Genomic DNA, 15003 nt, shown 5'->3' with positions numbered 1-15003 from the left:
ATGCATACATAGGAATATTTCCAAATTCGCAAATTTTAATTTGCTATTATTTCTTTTTAACTGTTTCGATTTTTGGGTTTATTTACTTTCGAATCTTTTCTGAATAAATAAAAAGCAAGATATTTATCAAGAGGATAAAAAATAATTACCTGTGTATTTTAAAGCTATTTTCTTAAATTGGCTATACAAACTCTAACTAAAATATCATGCCGAAAGACCACTTATATTCAACAACCGTAACCTGGACAGGAAATAAAGGCTCAGGTACAATGGATTACCGTTCCTATGATCGAGATTATGTTATTTCTGTAAAAGGAAAGGCAGATATTTTGGGCTCCTCTGATTCTGCTTTTTTAGGAGATAAATCGAAGTATAATCCAGAAGATTTACTCTTAGCCTCCATATCAAGCTGCCACATGTTGTGGTATTTACATCTTTGCTCGAAGAATGAAATTGTTGTAATTGATTACAAGGATGAAGCAGTAGGCACGATGGAAGAATTGGCAGATGGAAGTGGAAGATTTAAAGAGGTAACGCTTCATCCGCAGGTATTAATCGCAGATAAGGCTCACCTGGCATTGGCCGAATCGCTTCATGCTGAAGCCAATAAAATGTGTTTTATTGCCAATTCACTTAATTTTCCTGTTACGCACCAAGCCGTTTCAAGTGCTGAAAATAATTAACAGTTTTCAATGTTCAGTTGGTTAAACAACCAAAAATTGAAAACTGCCAGCTGAACATTATTTACTGGTCCAGGTATTGTCTTTTGGCGTAGCGTCCATAAAGATTCCTCCATCTACGGAGATTGATTTTACCGCTTTACCATTATTTTTTACGGTAACGGAAGCAACCTTTTGATTGCTTTTCCATATTGCTGGTGTGTAGTGGATTCTATCTGACTTGCCGTCTGTATAGGTAACCACCAAATCAAAAGGAATTGCAAAGCCACCCACATTTTGAACTGATACCGGGAAGTTCGCCATTTTAGATGCCCTGTAATTTAGCTTCAAATCGATGTAGTTATTGGTAAAGAACCAATTCTGGAAAAACCAGTTTAGGTTTTGGCCAGCCCCAGTGTTCATGGAGTTAAAATAATCCCATGGAATAGGGTGCTTACCATTCCAGTTATCCATATAGGTATGCAATGCTTTTTTAAACAATTCATCACCCAGGAGATCTTTCAGGGCCAAATAAGATAATGATGCTTTTCCGTAAGAGTTATTGCCATATCCTGCGCCAGAAACCTGGTCAGACATCGAAATAATGGGTTGGTCTTCTTCTGCAGACTTATCGTTAATATATTTATTTACCCTAAAGGTTTTATAAAACTTATCTGCGGCTTCCTTGCCATGTTCTGCAATGCCGATTAAATATTCGAAGGTGGTTGCCCATCCTTCATCCATATAGGCATATCTGGTTTCATTAATGCCCATGTAGAAAGGAAAGTAGGTGTGTGCAACTTCGTGGTCCTGAACCAACTGCGCAAAAACAGGATCGCCAAAGTTAGAATCGTTTACCATCATCGGGTATTCCATATCGGCGAAACCCTGGAAGGCAATCGTTTTTACATAAGGATAAGGAATGCCGGGCCAATGATTAGAAAACCAGGAGAGTGCATTGATATTGTATTTAACTGAATGAATAAAATCCTGTCCTGTTGTTGGGTTATATGCTGCCTGGGCACTTGCTCGTCTATTCGTTTTTGCATCCACAATAACACTTGCTCCATCCCAAACGTAGTGATTGCTCAAAGCAAAGCAAACATCAGTAATATGGTCGACTGAAAATTTCCAGGTGTTCCAGTCTTTCTGAGCAGTTACTTTGCCGTTTTTTAATTCTTCGGCAGTAGCAATATGAATAACTTCATCCTGGTTATAGGATTTCTTTAAACGGGCTGAAATTTCAGGTTGTAACACTTCGTCGGGGTTAAGAAAATCGCCGGTTGCATAAACAACGTAATCTTTTGGTGCCTTTATTGAGAATACATAATCGTTAAAATCGTTGTAAAACTCGGCTCTGTCTGAGTGTGGAATTCTATCCCAGCCATTGTAATCGTCATACACCGAAATTCTTGGATAGCTGTAAGCTACAAAGAAAGAATTGGGATCAATTTGTCCTTCACGGCCACTTTGCTTTGATAAGGGGTATTCCCAGTCGATCTTTACCCTCGCTTTTGTTTTGGGATGAAGGGCTTTTTTTAATGGCACATCACCAACTGTTCCCCAGCCCTTGCTGTCTACCTTATATGTTTCTCCATCTACCGAGAACGACTTAATATTTAATCCTTCGGAGAGAAAGTCTTCACTTACCGAGCCGCTTCGGGGCGCTGTTGGTTTGTGAATATTATTTACAAAACGGATGACCAGTGTTCTTAGGGTATCGTTACTGTTATTGGTATAGATAATCTCTTCGGTGCCACTCACTATTTTGGTTTCAGCATCTACTTTTATATCCATGGTGTATTTTCCATGATTTTGCCAGTAATTTTTACCCGCCTTTCCATCCATTGCACGGGTACCTTTGTTGTATGCAGCTTTGATATTTCGAGGCATATAAAGCTCTTGAGCTACAATAGTATGTATGCCCAAAATTGAGAAAAGGGCAAACGCATAAATCTTTTTCATTTTTCTGAATAATTTTGATAAAAGTAGAAATAATGATGCAATTAGTGATTGTTAGAAAGTAACAATAAGCTTAAAGAGCAGTTAGATGATGCATTAAATACCCTTTGTAACATCATAATCTTGTTAATCTTAAATTTTTATTTGCTTTTGTAATTTCAGCATTTTATCTTCGTTATAATTGAAGCAAGACTATGTAGCAAACCAACTATATAGTCTTGTTTGTTTTTTATAGGACTAAAGAAAGAAAACGAGCTATGGCAGAGATTACCTATTATACAAAAGAGGGATTAGAAAAACTTAAAGAAGAAGTACATTATCTAAAAACAGAAGGGCGTGCATTAATTGCCAAGGCAATTGCGGAGGCACGTGATAAGGGTGATTTATCGGAGAATGCAGAGTATGATGCCGCAAAAGAGGCGCAAGGTTTGCACGAAGCTAAAATTGCGAAGTTAGACGATACTTTGGCGCATTCACGCTTACTGGATGAATCTAAACTGGATACCACCAAGGTTTTAGCCTTATCTATTGTTAAAATCAAAAATGTAAAAAATAATGCTACAATGACTTACCAGTTGGTAGCAGAGAGCGAAGCTGATTTAAAAACGGGAAAAATCTCGGTAAAATCACCTATTGCACAAGGATTGTTGGGTAAATCTGTCGGTGAATTCGCTGAAATTGAGGTTCCTGCTGGTAAAATGCAATTTGAAGTGTTAGAGATATCTCGGTAGGAGCGTATCAAGTAATTAGTATCAAGTACTGAGTATTGAGTATCAAGTATTGAGAACAAAGTAATTAGTATCAAGTATCAAGTATTGAGTATTAAGAGGCGGATGAAAGATTAGGCATTTTGTCTAACTACAATAAAAAGAACCAAGTAATTAGTATCAAGTATCAAGTATTGAGTATCAAGAGGCGGATGAAAGATTAGGCATTTTGTCTAACTACTAACGACTAAGTACTAACTACTATAAAAAGTATCGAGAGCCAAGTATCAAGTATCGAGAAACAAGTATCAAGAGGGCATATTGTCTATCTACTAACGACCAAATACTAACAACTACAAATTAACCCATAACCCAATGACTATTTTTTCAAAAATTGTATCAGGCGAGATTAGCGCCCATGTAGTTGCAGAAACCGTTGAGTACCTGGCTTTTTTAGATATTCAGCCTTTAACGGCCGGACATGTACTGGTTATTCCGAAAATCGAGAGAGATTATATTTTCGATATGGAAGAGGATTTATATGTTGGCCTTTGGATGTTCGCTAAAATTGTAGCCAAGGGTGTAAAAGAAGCCTTCCCATGTAAAAAGGTTGGTGTATCGGTAATCGGACTGGAAGTGCCACATGCACACATTCATTTAATTCCAATGAATAATGTGAGCGATATGAATTTCAGCAAGGAGAAGCTGAGTCCAACTCAGGAAGAACTGGCAGAAGCCGCAGAAAAGATTAAAGCAGCATTACTAGAAGCATAAAAGCTGGTGCCTGAGCACCAGCTTATCCTAACCCCTCTCCATCCAAAAACTATGGTGCTGGTGCAACAGTCGTAGTTGCATTTAACACCGGCCAGAAGCCCGGAAACGCCCCTACACTTACTCCTTTATTATCTCCTCGCTTGGCATCCTGATTGAAATAGTATAGCGGCCATCCTTTGTATGTCATCTGCTTTTTACCAAAAACATCAATAACACCAATTAAATCTTTGGTAATGATTGAGGGTAAGCTTTTTAACTCAGCTTCATATACAGGCCAAATACTATTGTTGCTTAAATCTGCTTTGGTGAAAGTGTTTTTTCCATTTTTATCAGGAGAAAAAGCGTAAACTGTTCTTCCATTAGCATCAGTAAAATACCGGGTATTTCCTGTACCCTCTGCATAAGCGCTGGTATATTGTTTCGTATTTAGCCCTACCAATTGTGTATTAGCCAGCATCAAAGAATAATCTGGTTTGGCTACAAACCAAATTCCACCAACACCATCGCCTTTAATTTCGCCTGCTGCGGCATCATTTTGATAGTAATATAGGGGATATCCCTTATAGGTGCTTTGTTTACGTCCGTCGGCCCTGGTAATTTCACCAACTTCAGCTGCGTTTAAATTCATGTCTGTGCTGGCATCTGCGGAGTAGTAAAGCGGCCAGATGGTTTCGCAAGGGCCAGTACAATTTGCGGTGCCGGCAACATCCGTAGCAAAGAAATAGAGTGTTTTTCCATCCTTATCGGTTAAAACTGCTCCAAACCTGGCGTCTGTAGTCAATTGGATCCCTTTCTTTTCTATGGGATCATTTTTACTTTTTTTACAAGCTGTTGTAAATGCCAATATCATACACATGATGAATATTAGGTTTCTTTTTAAGTAGATTAGCATAAGGTTTTGTTTTAGGTAATTATATTTTATTAACGATATGAGCCATTACGCCATAAAAGCTTTAATGGTTGCTTTGTACCCTTATTTTCTCTCGGCTTTTTGTCGATGATTCAGATCCAAAAAAATATTTTATTATGGAGGCAACCTTTTGTAGTTTGTTAGCGTAAGCTAAGTTGAAAGGAGAACATGTGACCGCTAGCAGCGAAAATGATCATATATTAAAGAAGCATATTCAAGGCTGTGTTAGAAATGAAAGGGATAGTCAGAAGGCACTATACAAACATTTCTACAGCTTTGCTATGGCCATTTGTTTACGCTACGCCAATAACAGGTTGGATGCTGCAGGCATATTAAATGATGGATTTTTCAAGGCTTTTAAGCATATTTCAAAATATGAATCAGATAAAGCTTTTATGCCTTGGTTAGGAAGAATAATCACCAATACTGCGATTGATTATTACCGCACAAATTTAAAATTTACTGATCATGCAGATATTGCCGAGTATGAGCACATAGCACAGGTAAGTTCCGTGTATGATCAACTGGCTTATAATGATTTGTTGGAAATGGTTCAAAAATTAAGTCCGGCATACAGAACCGTTTTTAACCTTTATGCCATTGATGGATACACACACGAGGAGATTGGAGAAATGCTCAATATATCAGCTGGAACATCAAAATCTAATCTATTTAAAGCCAGGCAAAAATTGCAGGATATGTTGAAAGGAGCAGATGCCAGAATTTATCATGTTAATAATACTGTAAATGACGAAAGGAATGTATTGCAGGTTAGATTAAATACAAAAATGCAATGAAAGAGGGAAAAGATATAGATAGATTTTTCAAGGATAAACTGGAGGAGCCTGATATTCCTTTCAATGAAATGGATTGGGATAGCCTGGAGGAAAAATTATATCCAAAGGTGAGGAAGAGAATAGTTCCTGTTATTTGGTTGAGTGCTATTGCGGGGATTGCTGCATTGCTGGTGATTGTATTTCTGGTTTTTAGAGCTGATGAAAAAATTATTAAGAAGGCAGCTGTAGCTGATGTGAAAACAAAAGTGCAAAAGGAAATTTTTTTAACAGAGGGTGGATCCATAAATAAAGATTCGATTGTGAGGGGTAAGGCAGTGGATTTGGTTGAGCGTAAATCGGAAGGGATAAATCTGGTAAGTGGGCATCAATTTATTAGCGGATCTAATATTACTTATCAGAATAAGCTTAATAATTTCGATGCTATTAGTTTGCTCATTTTGCCAGAATCAAATGTAAATCAGATTGTTTTGAATAAATCTGTTAAAACCATTGCGTTCGATGATGCATTAGCTGGTTTAAATACTGCCGAAATTGCGAAATCAAAAAGGCCTGCTATGGTTTTAAAAAGAAAGCCAACCCTGGTTTTAAGTATTTTGGCAGCGCCAGATTTAACCAGTGTTCAAAAATCGGGAACAAGTAGTTTGAGTGGTGGTTTTGGACTTGAAGCTACATTATCTATTAGCAAGAAACTAAGTATTACCACAGGCGCTGTATATGCCAAAAAAATATATGACTCAGATTTCAGTTTATATAATCCGAATACAAGCTATGTATTTAGGGTTGCTCCAGCCAATATCCATGCGAATTGCGATGTAATCGACATCCCACTGAACGTTAATTATAAGGTGTTCGAAAATAGAAAAAATGCTATTTCTGTGAGCACAGGCTTATCAAGCTACCTGATGTTAAAAGAAAAATATAATTATTCTTATGATTCTAATTATCAGGGACCAAAAAATTATGAGGTTACAAACCAAAATCAACACTACTTCGGAGTGGCCAATGTTGGACTGGAGTTTCAACATACAATAAATGAAAAAATTAGGATTAGTGCTAAGCCATTTATGAAGTTGCCACTAACGGGAATTGGTTACGGAAACTCAAGGTTGTCGTCTACAGGAGTAGCAGTTTCTGTTAATATGAATCTGTTTAAAAAGGGGAATTAGTAGTGTTATTACTCCCGCAGATCTAAAATGATTGAAGGGAAAAATCTTTTTTAATCTGCGGGAAAAAAGTATTCTTTTTTCTCTAGTGCTTAATGTATTTACTTTGATCGGGTAGGGGCACAAAGTCTGTTTCTCCGGGAACGGGAGCAAATTCCTGAGCCTGCCATTTGATTTTTGCCTGTTCAATAAGCTCCTTATCCGAAGCCACAAAGTTCCAGTAAATTAAACGTTCTTCAGGGAAAGCTTCACCACCAAAAATGTAAACTGTTGTGTTTTCATGTAGGGTAAACTCACAAAGTTTGGCATCGTTGGCTATTAAGATCTGTCTGGGTTCAAATATATTTCCATCACTTTCAATAGCTCCTTCCAAAATATATAGGGCACTTTCTCCAAAAAGATAATCGCCAATATTTACTTTCTGGCGAACGGTGCTTTTGAGCTCAAGGAAGTATAAGGGACTATAAACAGGCACAGGTGATTTTTTCCCAAATGCTTCTCCAGCTATGAGTTTAAATTGAATGTGATCTTGTTCCCAGCTGGGGATATCTTGTTCCTCAATATGGCAGAATTCAGGCTCCATTTGCTCTAAGTGCTTGGGTAATGCCACCCATATTTGCAAACCATGCATGGTTTTTTCTGTATGGCGAAGATATTCCGGTGTTCTTTCAGAGTGGGCAATTCCCTTACCGGCGGTCATCCAGTTTACCTGTCCTGGTTTAATTACAATTTCGGTACCCAAACTGTCTTTGTGCATAATTTCTCCTTCAAAAAGAAAGGTTAATGTAGAAAGGCCGATGTGTGGGTGTGGGGCAACATCAAAATTCTCATCATCCTTGAGTACAGTTGGCCCCATGTGATCTATAAAGGCAAACGGACCAACAGTTCTTTTTTCTCTGAAAGGTAGTAACCGGCCTACCATGAAATTCCCGATGTTAGCGGGCCTTTCTTCTATAATGAGTTTAATATTCGACATGGGATGGGTGTTTAATATTCTAATTTAGGCATTCCAATAGGAAATAACCAGTGCAGGCAAAAGTATTACATTTTAGATACGGATGTGATAAAACAAAAAAGAGCCTGATCACCGACCAGACTCTTTTTGCTAAAACACGATATTCCTTAGTTATAACCAGGATTTTGAGCTAAATTCTCATTTAAAGTGCGTTGTACTTGTGGGATAGGGAACAATGTTCTGAATGCTGCAGAAGGGGTATGGTCCCACCACGATTCGGTATGGAATTTTCCAAAACGGATCAAATCATTTCTTCTGAAACCTTCGAAAATGAATTCTCTACCTCTTTCATTTAACAATTCATCTAAGGTTAATGAGGTAGTGGTGTAAGCCCTTGTTGCCCAATTGGCATCTGTATAGGCTCTTTTCTTACAATCGTTAATTAACTGAACGGCTTCAGCTGTTGCGTTGCCACTATTTTTACGCATTAGGGCTTCAGCTTTTGCGAAATATACCCATGTTAAACGATAGATGTTCCAATCGGTATTGTTGTAATTCGGATCGGCAGGAATGCTTACTCCACCAACCACTCCTGCAGTTTGATTACCCAATTTGTATTTATTGAAACGAACCCCACTGTTTTCCTCACCTTCGCTCATATTGGATACGGTAGATCCGGTTTTATTTTTACGAATGTTGTCTACGAAAACAATCTGTTGACCATCATATTCGTTTCCTCCTCTTGCAAGTGCTGGCTGACCATTGTCAAATCTAAACATTTCGCCTTCTAAGAGCCAGGTTCTCTTTCTTAAATCTTCATTCTCATATTTAGTGAAATTCCCAGGTACTACAACAATACCATCATTACCGTTTCTGGCACCACCATAGATTTGATCTTGTTGGAAGTGAAAGAATTCACCCGTCCATGAGGGTTGAAATGAGGCTTTTGCAAACTCATAAGCAATAGAGAAAATTACTTCTTTGGATAAGTCATTGGTTGGCTTAAATGGATCGGTAATGTTTGGATCCAACTGCATGTTACCGTTTTGACCCCCTACTTCATTATTGATTAATTTATTTGCTGCTGCAATGCAATCATCCCAACGAGCTGTACCTGTCCAGGTTTGCGCGTTAAGGTATAGCTCCACTAGCATGGCATATCCACCCGCCTGTGTCATCCTTCCAATCATATTTCTCGATGGTTTAGGCGCTTTCTCGATGTTTTCTTTAATCTCTTTCTCAATAAAAGCAAAAACAGCAGCTCTAGGTTGTGTTTCTGGCTTTGCAGGTATTCCAACTTGAGTTACAATAGGAATATTTCCAAAAAGATCCATTAATTTCAAGTAGTGAAAAGCTCTTAATAATTTTAGCTCCGCAATGTAAGCTTCCTTTTCTGCTTGAGTAATGCCCATTTCTACTATACTTTTCTTTTCCAGGTTTCCAATGGGGTCATTGCATAAGCCCATTCCCCAATACATTAATACCCAGGCATTGTTCAATGGTCCGTCATCACTTAACCACGCATGGTAGTGTAATCTTTTCCACTTACCGCCATCTTCCCCATGCCTACCTTTTGTTGGCCAGGCCAATTGGTCTGCTGAAAGTTCGGCCGGTCTCCACCAGCCATCTTGACCAGAAGGAGTAACCCAGGCATTGGCGTGCGTGTATGGCCTTAAAACAGCTGATAAAACCTCATTTTTATTATTGTAGAAATTATCTGCAATTAACTGATCATAAATCGGCTGATCTAGTTTTGAACAGCTATTTAGTAGCAACATAGGTGTTGCTACAAGAACTGATAGCATTATTTTTTTATATCTTTTCATCGTTTAAAAATTAAAATCCGAAATTAACACCGAATAGGAATTGTCTTGTGGCGGGGTAAGGGCTCCTGGTATCTATACCTAAACTTCTGTTGTTTATTAATTGTCCATACCCTGTATCTTGAATGTAGTCTGGATCATTACCGGTGTAACCAGTAATCGTTACTAAGTTTTGCCCTGTTACATTCAATCTTAATGTTCTGATATATTTCGTTTTAAGTTTAAAGGTGTAGCCAAGCGTCACCTCATCAAGTTTAAGGAAGCTACCACTCTCTAAGTAATAATCAGTATACATGTAAGTGTCCTTTAGATCAGCATATTTGGTGAAAGCACTGTTTAGTAGGTTTGTAGAAGCACCATTTTTATTGCCATAAGAAATGGCCATGGTGTTGAGTACATCAAAATCAAGCTTACTTCTCAAGAATACCCTTAAATCAAATCCTTTATAAGTAAAGTTGTTTGTTAAAGACAAATAATATTTGGGAACAGCATTTCCAAGAACAGCAAAGTCAGTTTGATCTCTGAAAACTGAAGTGTTAATTTGAGCATTAGTCACTACTTCATTGTTTCTATTGAAGAATGTCCATTTGCCATCAGGGCTGAAACCAGCGAAGCGTTTTCCCCAGAATTCGCCTATTTCTCTCCCTTCATAGGTTCTGAAAGCATCTCCTAGTGCGCCGAAACCACCTATGGATCCAAAAGTTCTCATGTCTCTGCGATATTCAGAGTTTGAATAGCTATCAAGAACATTCTTGGTCGTACTACCTGCGAAATCAACACTCCAGCTAAAATCCTTATTTTTTATAGCTGCGTAACTTAATGAAAGCTCAATACCCTTAGATGATAGCGATCCCACATTCGTAGTAATTTCTGATGTCACGAATGGGGGCTGTGGAGAGGTATATCTGTCAATCAGGTTTTTTATTTTGCGTTTGTATCCGTCAATCGAACCGGTCAGCTTATTATTTAGAATAGTAAAATCTACACCAATATTGGTTTCTTGTTTGGTTTCCCACCTTAAATCAGGATTGGGATTTTTATTTGGTCCATAGGTTTGCAAATATTCCCCTGATGGAAAAAGATAAATCCCTCCCGTACTCAAAGTAACGAGCGCTTCACTATTGCCCATACCCGAATTACCCGTTTCACCATAACCCACTCTTAGCTTCAAATTATTCACCCAGCTCACATTCTTCATAAATTCTTCCTGCGTAATATTCCAGCCTCCGGAAATGGCAGGGAAGTTTGCCCATTTATTGTTTGCTCCAAATTTGGATGAACCCTCTCTTCTGAAGATGGCTTGAGCAAAGTATTTATCATTCAAGGAATAATTTAATCTTGCGAAAACAGCAATTAACGTATTTTCGTTCTTAAAGCTTCCTATCCCTATTGTGGTAACCTTTACGGGTACACTTCCTAAGTTGTTATCTTCGAACAAGTCATTCAAATAACCTCTATTGTTAGCATTGAAACCTTCATTGGTTTCTCTACGAAAACTGTAACCGCCTATACCTGAGATCTTATGTTTTCCGAAAGTTTTCGTGTACTCAATCGTCGGCTCGAAGTTGATATTTTGGTTTAATTCGGTAGTTTTCGCAGCATATCCGCCATTGGGGGCATCTCCATTTTCAACTGAGTTCTGGCTGGCTCTATCACGATACTCACTCCAGATTCTGTTATTTCTTTGGGTCGCAAAGAATGCACTTAACTTCAAATCTTTAAGAACTTCAAAGTCAATTTTTCCATCAACTGAAGTGGTTTGTTGCTGCACACCATAACGTTCTTGTTCTAAACGAGCAAGCTCATTGGTAATGGTTCTGGTAAAAAGGTAAGAACCATCTGGATTAAAATACGATTCGGTTGGATTTTTGGTTAATACGTTCTCCCAGCCACCACCACCAAGCAGATTGGCATTGTTAAAATTGGTGGATACGTTAAACTGTGCTTGTAGTTTATCCTGAAATCCTTTTTGAGTCAAGCTTGCACGGATACCGTACTCTTTTCTACCGTTTTCCTTTGCAAAGCCTTGAAGTTCCCTATAGTTGGCACTAACCCTGTAATTAGAGTTGTCGCTGCCACCAGATACGGCTAAGTTGTGGTTGTTAGAAATGTTGTTTTTATTGATCAAATCCTGAAAGTAATCAAAGTCGCCACCTTTATCAACTACCTTATATTCTCCGCTGGCTATACGCGCTCTCCATTCGGTAGCATTCATAAAGTCAGGTCTTTTTACCAGTGTTTCTGTTCTTACGTATGCATTGTAGTCAAATCGAGCTGGTCCTTTTTTACCTTTTTTCGTTGTAACGATGATTACCCCTGCATTTGCCCGAGTACCATAAATGGCAGCACCAGATCCATCTTTTAAAACACTGAATGACTCAATATCATCTTGCTGTAATAGATCAAGGTTACCGCCTGGAATTCCATCTATAATAATTAGCGGCGATGCGCTTCCTGATAAAGAAGTTACTCCTCTCAATTGAACACCTACCCCATCATTTGGATTAGAACTGTTCCTCGATATCTGCAAACCAGCAACTTTTCCTACCAATAAATCCAACGGATTTCTCGATCCGCTTTGTCTGAATTTAGTAGAATCTACTTTAGCAATAGCCGAGGTAATCTCTTTTTCTTTTAGGGTACCGTAACCTACTACCACTACATCATCCAGCTTGGTGTTTGCAGATGGTTTTAACTTAATGTTTACGCTGTTTTGCTGGCCCACTGTGATTTGCTGCGCATCGTAACCGATATAGGTAAATCGGATAATGTCGCCCGAATTGGCCTCAATAGAATACTGTCCGCTAGCGTCAGTTTGTGTACTTTTTCCTGAAGTAACGTTTTTTATACCAACACCCGGGATACCAGTGTTAGTTTCGTCGACTACCTTTCCGGTGATCGGTTTTTTCGCCTGCGCTAGTCGCAAGGAAATAGGGGTTTTCAATGTTACCGCCCGCTCTTCATTCGCACTCATCGAAAACACTGGGCTATTGAGCAGCACTGCAGCTGATAGCCCCATCATTTTGAGTAAATTAATCTTCATTTAGAGGTTTTATAATTAATTGATTAGTTAGTTTCCTTATCTGGTTTCAAAAGGAAAAACGGAAGGTAAAAGCATGGTGAACATGTCGTGCTACCTGTTGAAAAGGCAAAGCAAGTCCTCCCCGAGTAAAATACTCAGGTTTCAATCCTACTAATGAATAGGGTTTGGGATGATCAGATGTAAGTTTAGTTCCGGTTTATCTTTTGGTTATAGCAAATGAGTTAGTTTGGTTTAATGTGATAGATATTTACAGTATCAGCAGCTTAGACTAAAACGTTTTACTGATGTAAATGTATTATACTTTTTTTTAATTCCCAAAAAAAAATCAAACGATGTTTGAGATTTTTAATAGGATTATATAATTGATGAGTTAAAATTTAAAACTTGATTTTTAGTTAGACTAAAAGCTTTTAGCAACTGGGTGAAGGAAAAAATGCTTAGCTGCTCAAAATGAGGTGTTTTTGTTCGGATTTTGGCTAAAACAAAGAAGGTACCCTAACAAGGATACCTTTTAAATTTGAATTGAAAAAATATTTATACTAACTCCATTAAAGCTTCTTTACTAAAGCCTTTTAACGATGAAGTTTGATTGTTTTTGATTTTTTGAGCCCAGTTAGGGTCTGCTAAAAGCGGTCTGCCGACAGCAACCAGATCGAAATCGCCACGATCCAATCTTCTCACTAACTCATCCAAAGAACTTGGAGCTGAACTTTGTCCGGCAAAAGCACCGAAGAAATCGCCATCTAAGCCAACAGAACCTACCGTAATGGTTGCTTTCCCTGTTATTTTCTTTGCCCAACCAGCAAAGTTCAAATCTGAACCTTCAAATTCTGGTTCCCAGAAGCGGCGCTGTGAACAATGGAAAATATCTACACCAGCATTTGTTAGTGGGCTTAACCACTGCTCCATTTCCTGCTCATTTTTAGCCAACTTGAAATCGTAGGCCGCAGGTTTGAATTGTGATAAACGTAGGATTAATGCAAAATCTTCACCCACTCTTTTTCTTACTTCTTTGATTACTTCTACAGCGAAACGGGTACGTTCTGCCAGTGTTTTTCCGCCATAAATGTCTGTACGGTTATTCGTTCCATCCCAGAAAAACTGATCAATTAAATATTGGTGTGCACCATGAATTTCGACGGTATCAAAGCCTAAAGCTTTTGCGTCTGCCGCTGCCTGGCCGAAAGCTGCAATGGTATCCGCGATAGCTGCATCTGTCATTGGAACGCCGTTTTCGAAACCTGGCTTATTGAAGCTGGATGGTCCTTCAAATGGTGCACTGGGAAGCCATCCGGAGGCGTGATTATCCATAACCCCTTGATGCCAGATTTGTGGACCCATCAATCCACCAGCCTGATGTACCTCATCAATAACCTTTTTCCAGCCAGCCAGTGCCTGATCTCCATAAAAGTGAGGAATGTTAGGATCGCTGGAGGACGATGGTCTGTTAATTACCGTACCTTCTGATAAAATTAAACCAACATCACCAGCGGCTCTTTTCCCATAATAATTGGCTACTTCATCAGTTGGTATTCCGTTAGGCGAAAATGAGCGGGTCATTGGTGCCATCACGATGCGATTCTTAATATTTAAAGATTTTAAACTAAACGGATTGAATAAGCTATCTGTATTCATACTTTTTAAATTATAATGTTGAATTGATCATGGAACTTAGTTTTTTAAAGCCTTCTTCATTGCGTTTGTAGTATGTCCACTGACCTAAACGGGTAGCCGTAACTAATTCTGCCCTTTGAAGAATAGAAAGGTATTCTGAAATCGTACTTTGAGTTAATCCGCTTTTTAATTGAATTTGACCTACACAAACGCCTAGATTTTCAAAATCAGGGTTAGGTTGCTCGGGAAAACTTTCAGCAGGCGTTTTTAACCAGTTTAAAATCTGCAAACGGGTTTTATTTGATAAAGCTTTAAATATTTCTACTTGATCCATGGCACAAAGATATATCGACTTTTCCCGATATACCAATTAAGAGCTCAAAGATTACAATTTGATGTGATTGAGAATAGTGTGAGGAAAGTAATAAAGGAAGATGTAAGACGGAAAATGTAAAGTGAATATGAAGGATGTAAGATGGAAAATGTGAGGATGGAAGGTTGGATGTAGAAAGACATGGCGGCCAAAAAAGAACGGGGATAAATCATTCCGACCTATCCCCGTCATCTAAATTAACGCTCTCGTATATATAAACAGG

The 15003-nt window shown here is 38.4% G+C and carries 12 protein-coding genes; 5 read left to right on the top strand and 7 right to left on the bottom strand.

Going from position 1 to position 15003, the window contains the following annotated elements; all coding sequences use genetic code 11:
• The first annotated feature begins 206 nt into the window (after positions 1 to 206).
• A complete protein-coding gene (locus BMX11_RS04865; RefSeq protein WP_090882012.1) occupies positions 207 to 683 on the top strand; it encodes an OsmC family protein in 477 nt (158 codons plus the stop codon).
• A 57-nt stretch (positions 684 to 740) separates the two neighbouring features.
• Here BMX11_RS04865 and BMX11_RS04860 read toward each other — a convergent pair whose 3' ends face one another.
• Complete coding sequence (locus tag BMX11_RS04860) at positions 741 to 2624, bottom strand: M1 family metallopeptidase (RefSeq protein WP_090882009.1); 1884 nt, start codon at positions 2622 to 2624, stop codon at positions 741 to 743.
• Between the two features lie 254 nt (positions 2625 to 2878).
• Between BMX11_RS04860 and greA the strand changes: the two genes are divergently transcribed.
• Together greA and BMX11_RS04850 are read left to right on the top strand one after the other, a co-directional pair.
• Positions 2879 to 3352, top strand: coding sequence for a transcription elongation factor GreA (greA, locus tag BMX11_RS04855; RefSeq protein ID WP_090882007.1), 474 nt, complete (start codon positions 2879 to 2881; stop codon positions 3350 to 3352).
• Positions 3353 to 3703: 351 nt separating this feature from the next.
• A complete protein-coding gene (locus BMX11_RS04850) occupies positions 3704 to 4102 on the top strand; it encodes an HIT family protein (protein ID WP_090882004.1) in 399 nt (132 codons plus the stop codon).
• 49 nt (positions 4103 to 4151) lie between these two features.
• On the opposite strand, the gene BMX11_RS04845 is transcribed toward BMX11_RS04850, so the two are convergent.
• On the bottom strand, positions 4152 to 4952 hold the full coding sequence (locus BMX11_RS04845; RefSeq protein ID WP_175474471.1) for a hypothetical protein: 801 nt from the start codon (positions 4950 to 4952) through the stop codon (positions 4152 to 4154).
• A 230-nt stretch (positions 4953 to 5182) separates the two neighbouring features.
• Here BMX11_RS04845 and BMX11_RS04840 point away from each other — a divergent pair, with 230 nt between their 5' ends.
• Both BMX11_RS04840 and BMX11_RS04835 read left to right on the top strand, forming a co-directional pair.
• A complete protein-coding gene (locus BMX11_RS04840) occupies positions 5183 to 5809 on the top strand; it encodes an RNA polymerase sigma factor (protein WP_245738581.1) in 627 nt (208 codons plus the stop codon).
• Complete coding sequence (locus tag BMX11_RS04835) at positions 5806 to 6975, top strand: hypothetical protein (protein ID WP_090881998.1); 1170 nt, start codon at positions 5806 to 5808, stop codon at positions 6973 to 6975. The genes BMX11_RS04840 and BMX11_RS04835 overlap by 4 nt, the downstream gene beginning before the upstream one ends.
• Before the next feature lie 82 nt (positions 6976 to 7057).
• Here the strand turns inward: BMX11_RS04835 and BMX11_RS04830 are convergent, their stop codons facing one another.
• The 5 genes from BMX11_RS04830 to BMX11_RS04810 form a co-directional block, all read right to left on the bottom strand.
• Positions 7058 to 7948, bottom strand: coding sequence for a pirin family protein (locus tag BMX11_RS04830; protein WP_090881996.1), 891 nt, complete (start codon positions 7946 to 7948; stop codon positions 7058 to 7060).
• A gap of 146 nt (positions 7949 to 8094) precedes the next feature.
• The gene (locus tag BMX11_RS04825) at positions 8095 to 9753 is read right to left on the bottom strand and encodes a RagB/SusD family nutrient uptake outer membrane protein (protein WP_090881994.1); all 1659 of its coding nucleotides are present in this window, start codon (positions 9751 to 9753) and stop codon (positions 8095 to 8097) included.
• 10 nt (positions 9754 to 9763) lie between these two features.
• Positions 9764 to 12793: a SusC/RagA family TonB-linked outer membrane protein gene (locus tag BMX11_RS04820; protein WP_090881991.1), complete on the bottom strand. Its 3030-nt coding sequence runs from the start codon at positions 12791 to 12793 to the stop codon at positions 9764 to 9766.
• A gap of 534 nt (positions 12794 to 13327) precedes the next feature.
• Complete coding sequence (locus BMX11_RS04815) at positions 13328 to 14428, bottom strand: NADH:flavin oxidoreductase (RefSeq protein ID WP_090881989.1); 1101 nt, start codon at positions 14426 to 14428, stop codon at positions 13328 to 13330.
• 10 nt (positions 14429 to 14438) lie between these two features.
• On the bottom strand, positions 14439 to 14741 hold the full coding sequence (locus BMX11_RS04810) for an ArsR/SmtB family transcription factor (RefSeq protein ID WP_090881987.1): 303 nt from the start codon (positions 14739 to 14741) through the stop codon (positions 14439 to 14441).
• Between the last annotated feature and the right edge of the window lie 262 nt (positions 14742 to 15003).

Origin of the sequence: Pedobacter rhizosphaerae (assembly GCF_900111155.1) — a bacterium.
Taxonomy (GTDB): domain Bacteria; phylum Bacteroidota; class Bacteroidia; order Sphingobacteriales; family Sphingobacteriaceae; genus Pedobacter; species Pedobacter rhizosphaerae.
This window is presented reverse-complemented; position numbering and strand designations above follow the sequence as displayed.

What these genes read in the sequence shown, in the direction of transcription:
- greA (WP_090882007.1), top strand. Translation starts at nt 2,879, where the DNA reads ATGGCAGAGATTACCTATTATACAAAAGAGGGATTAGAAAAACTTAAA.
- BMX11_RS04860 (WP_090882009.1), bottom strand. Translation starts at nt 2,624, where the DNA reads ATGAAAAAGATTTATGCGTTTGCCCTTTTCTCAATTTTGGGCATACAT.
- BMX11_RS04820 (WP_090881991.1), bottom strand. Translation starts at nt 12,793, where the DNA reads ATGAAGATTAATTTACTCAAAATGATGGGGCTATCAGCTGCAGTGCTG.
- BMX11_RS04845 (WP_175474471.1), bottom strand. Translation starts at nt 4,952, where the DNA reads ATGATATTGGCATTTACAACAGCTTGTAAAAAAAGTAAAAATGATCCC.
- BMX11_RS04815 (WP_090881989.1), bottom strand. Translation starts at nt 14,428, where the DNA reads ATGAATACAGATAGCTTATTCAATCCGTTTAGTTTAAAATCTTTAAAT.
- BMX11_RS04835 (WP_090881998.1), top strand. Translation starts at nt 5,806, where the DNA reads ATGAAAGAGGGAAAAGATATAGATAGATTTTTCAAGGATAAACTGGAG.
- BMX11_RS04810 (WP_090881987.1), bottom strand. Translation starts at nt 14,741, where the DNA reads ATGGATCAAGTAGAAATATTTAAAGCTTTATCAAATAAAACCCGTTTG.
- BMX11_RS04865 (WP_090882012.1), top strand. Translation starts at nt 207, where the DNA reads ATGCCGAAAGACCACTTATATTCAACAACCGTAACCTGGACAGGAAAT.
- BMX11_RS04850 (WP_090882004.1), top strand. Translation starts at nt 3,704, where the DNA reads ATGACTATTTTTTCAAAAATTGTATCAGGCGAGATTAGCGCCCATGTA.
- BMX11_RS04830 (WP_090881996.1), bottom strand. Translation starts at nt 7,948, where the DNA reads ATGTCGAATATTAAACTCATTATAGAAGAAAGGCCCGCTAACATCGGG.
- BMX11_RS04825 (WP_090881994.1), bottom strand. Translation starts at nt 9,753, where the DNA reads ATGAAAAGATATAAAAAAATAATGCTATCAGTTCTTGTAGCAACACCT.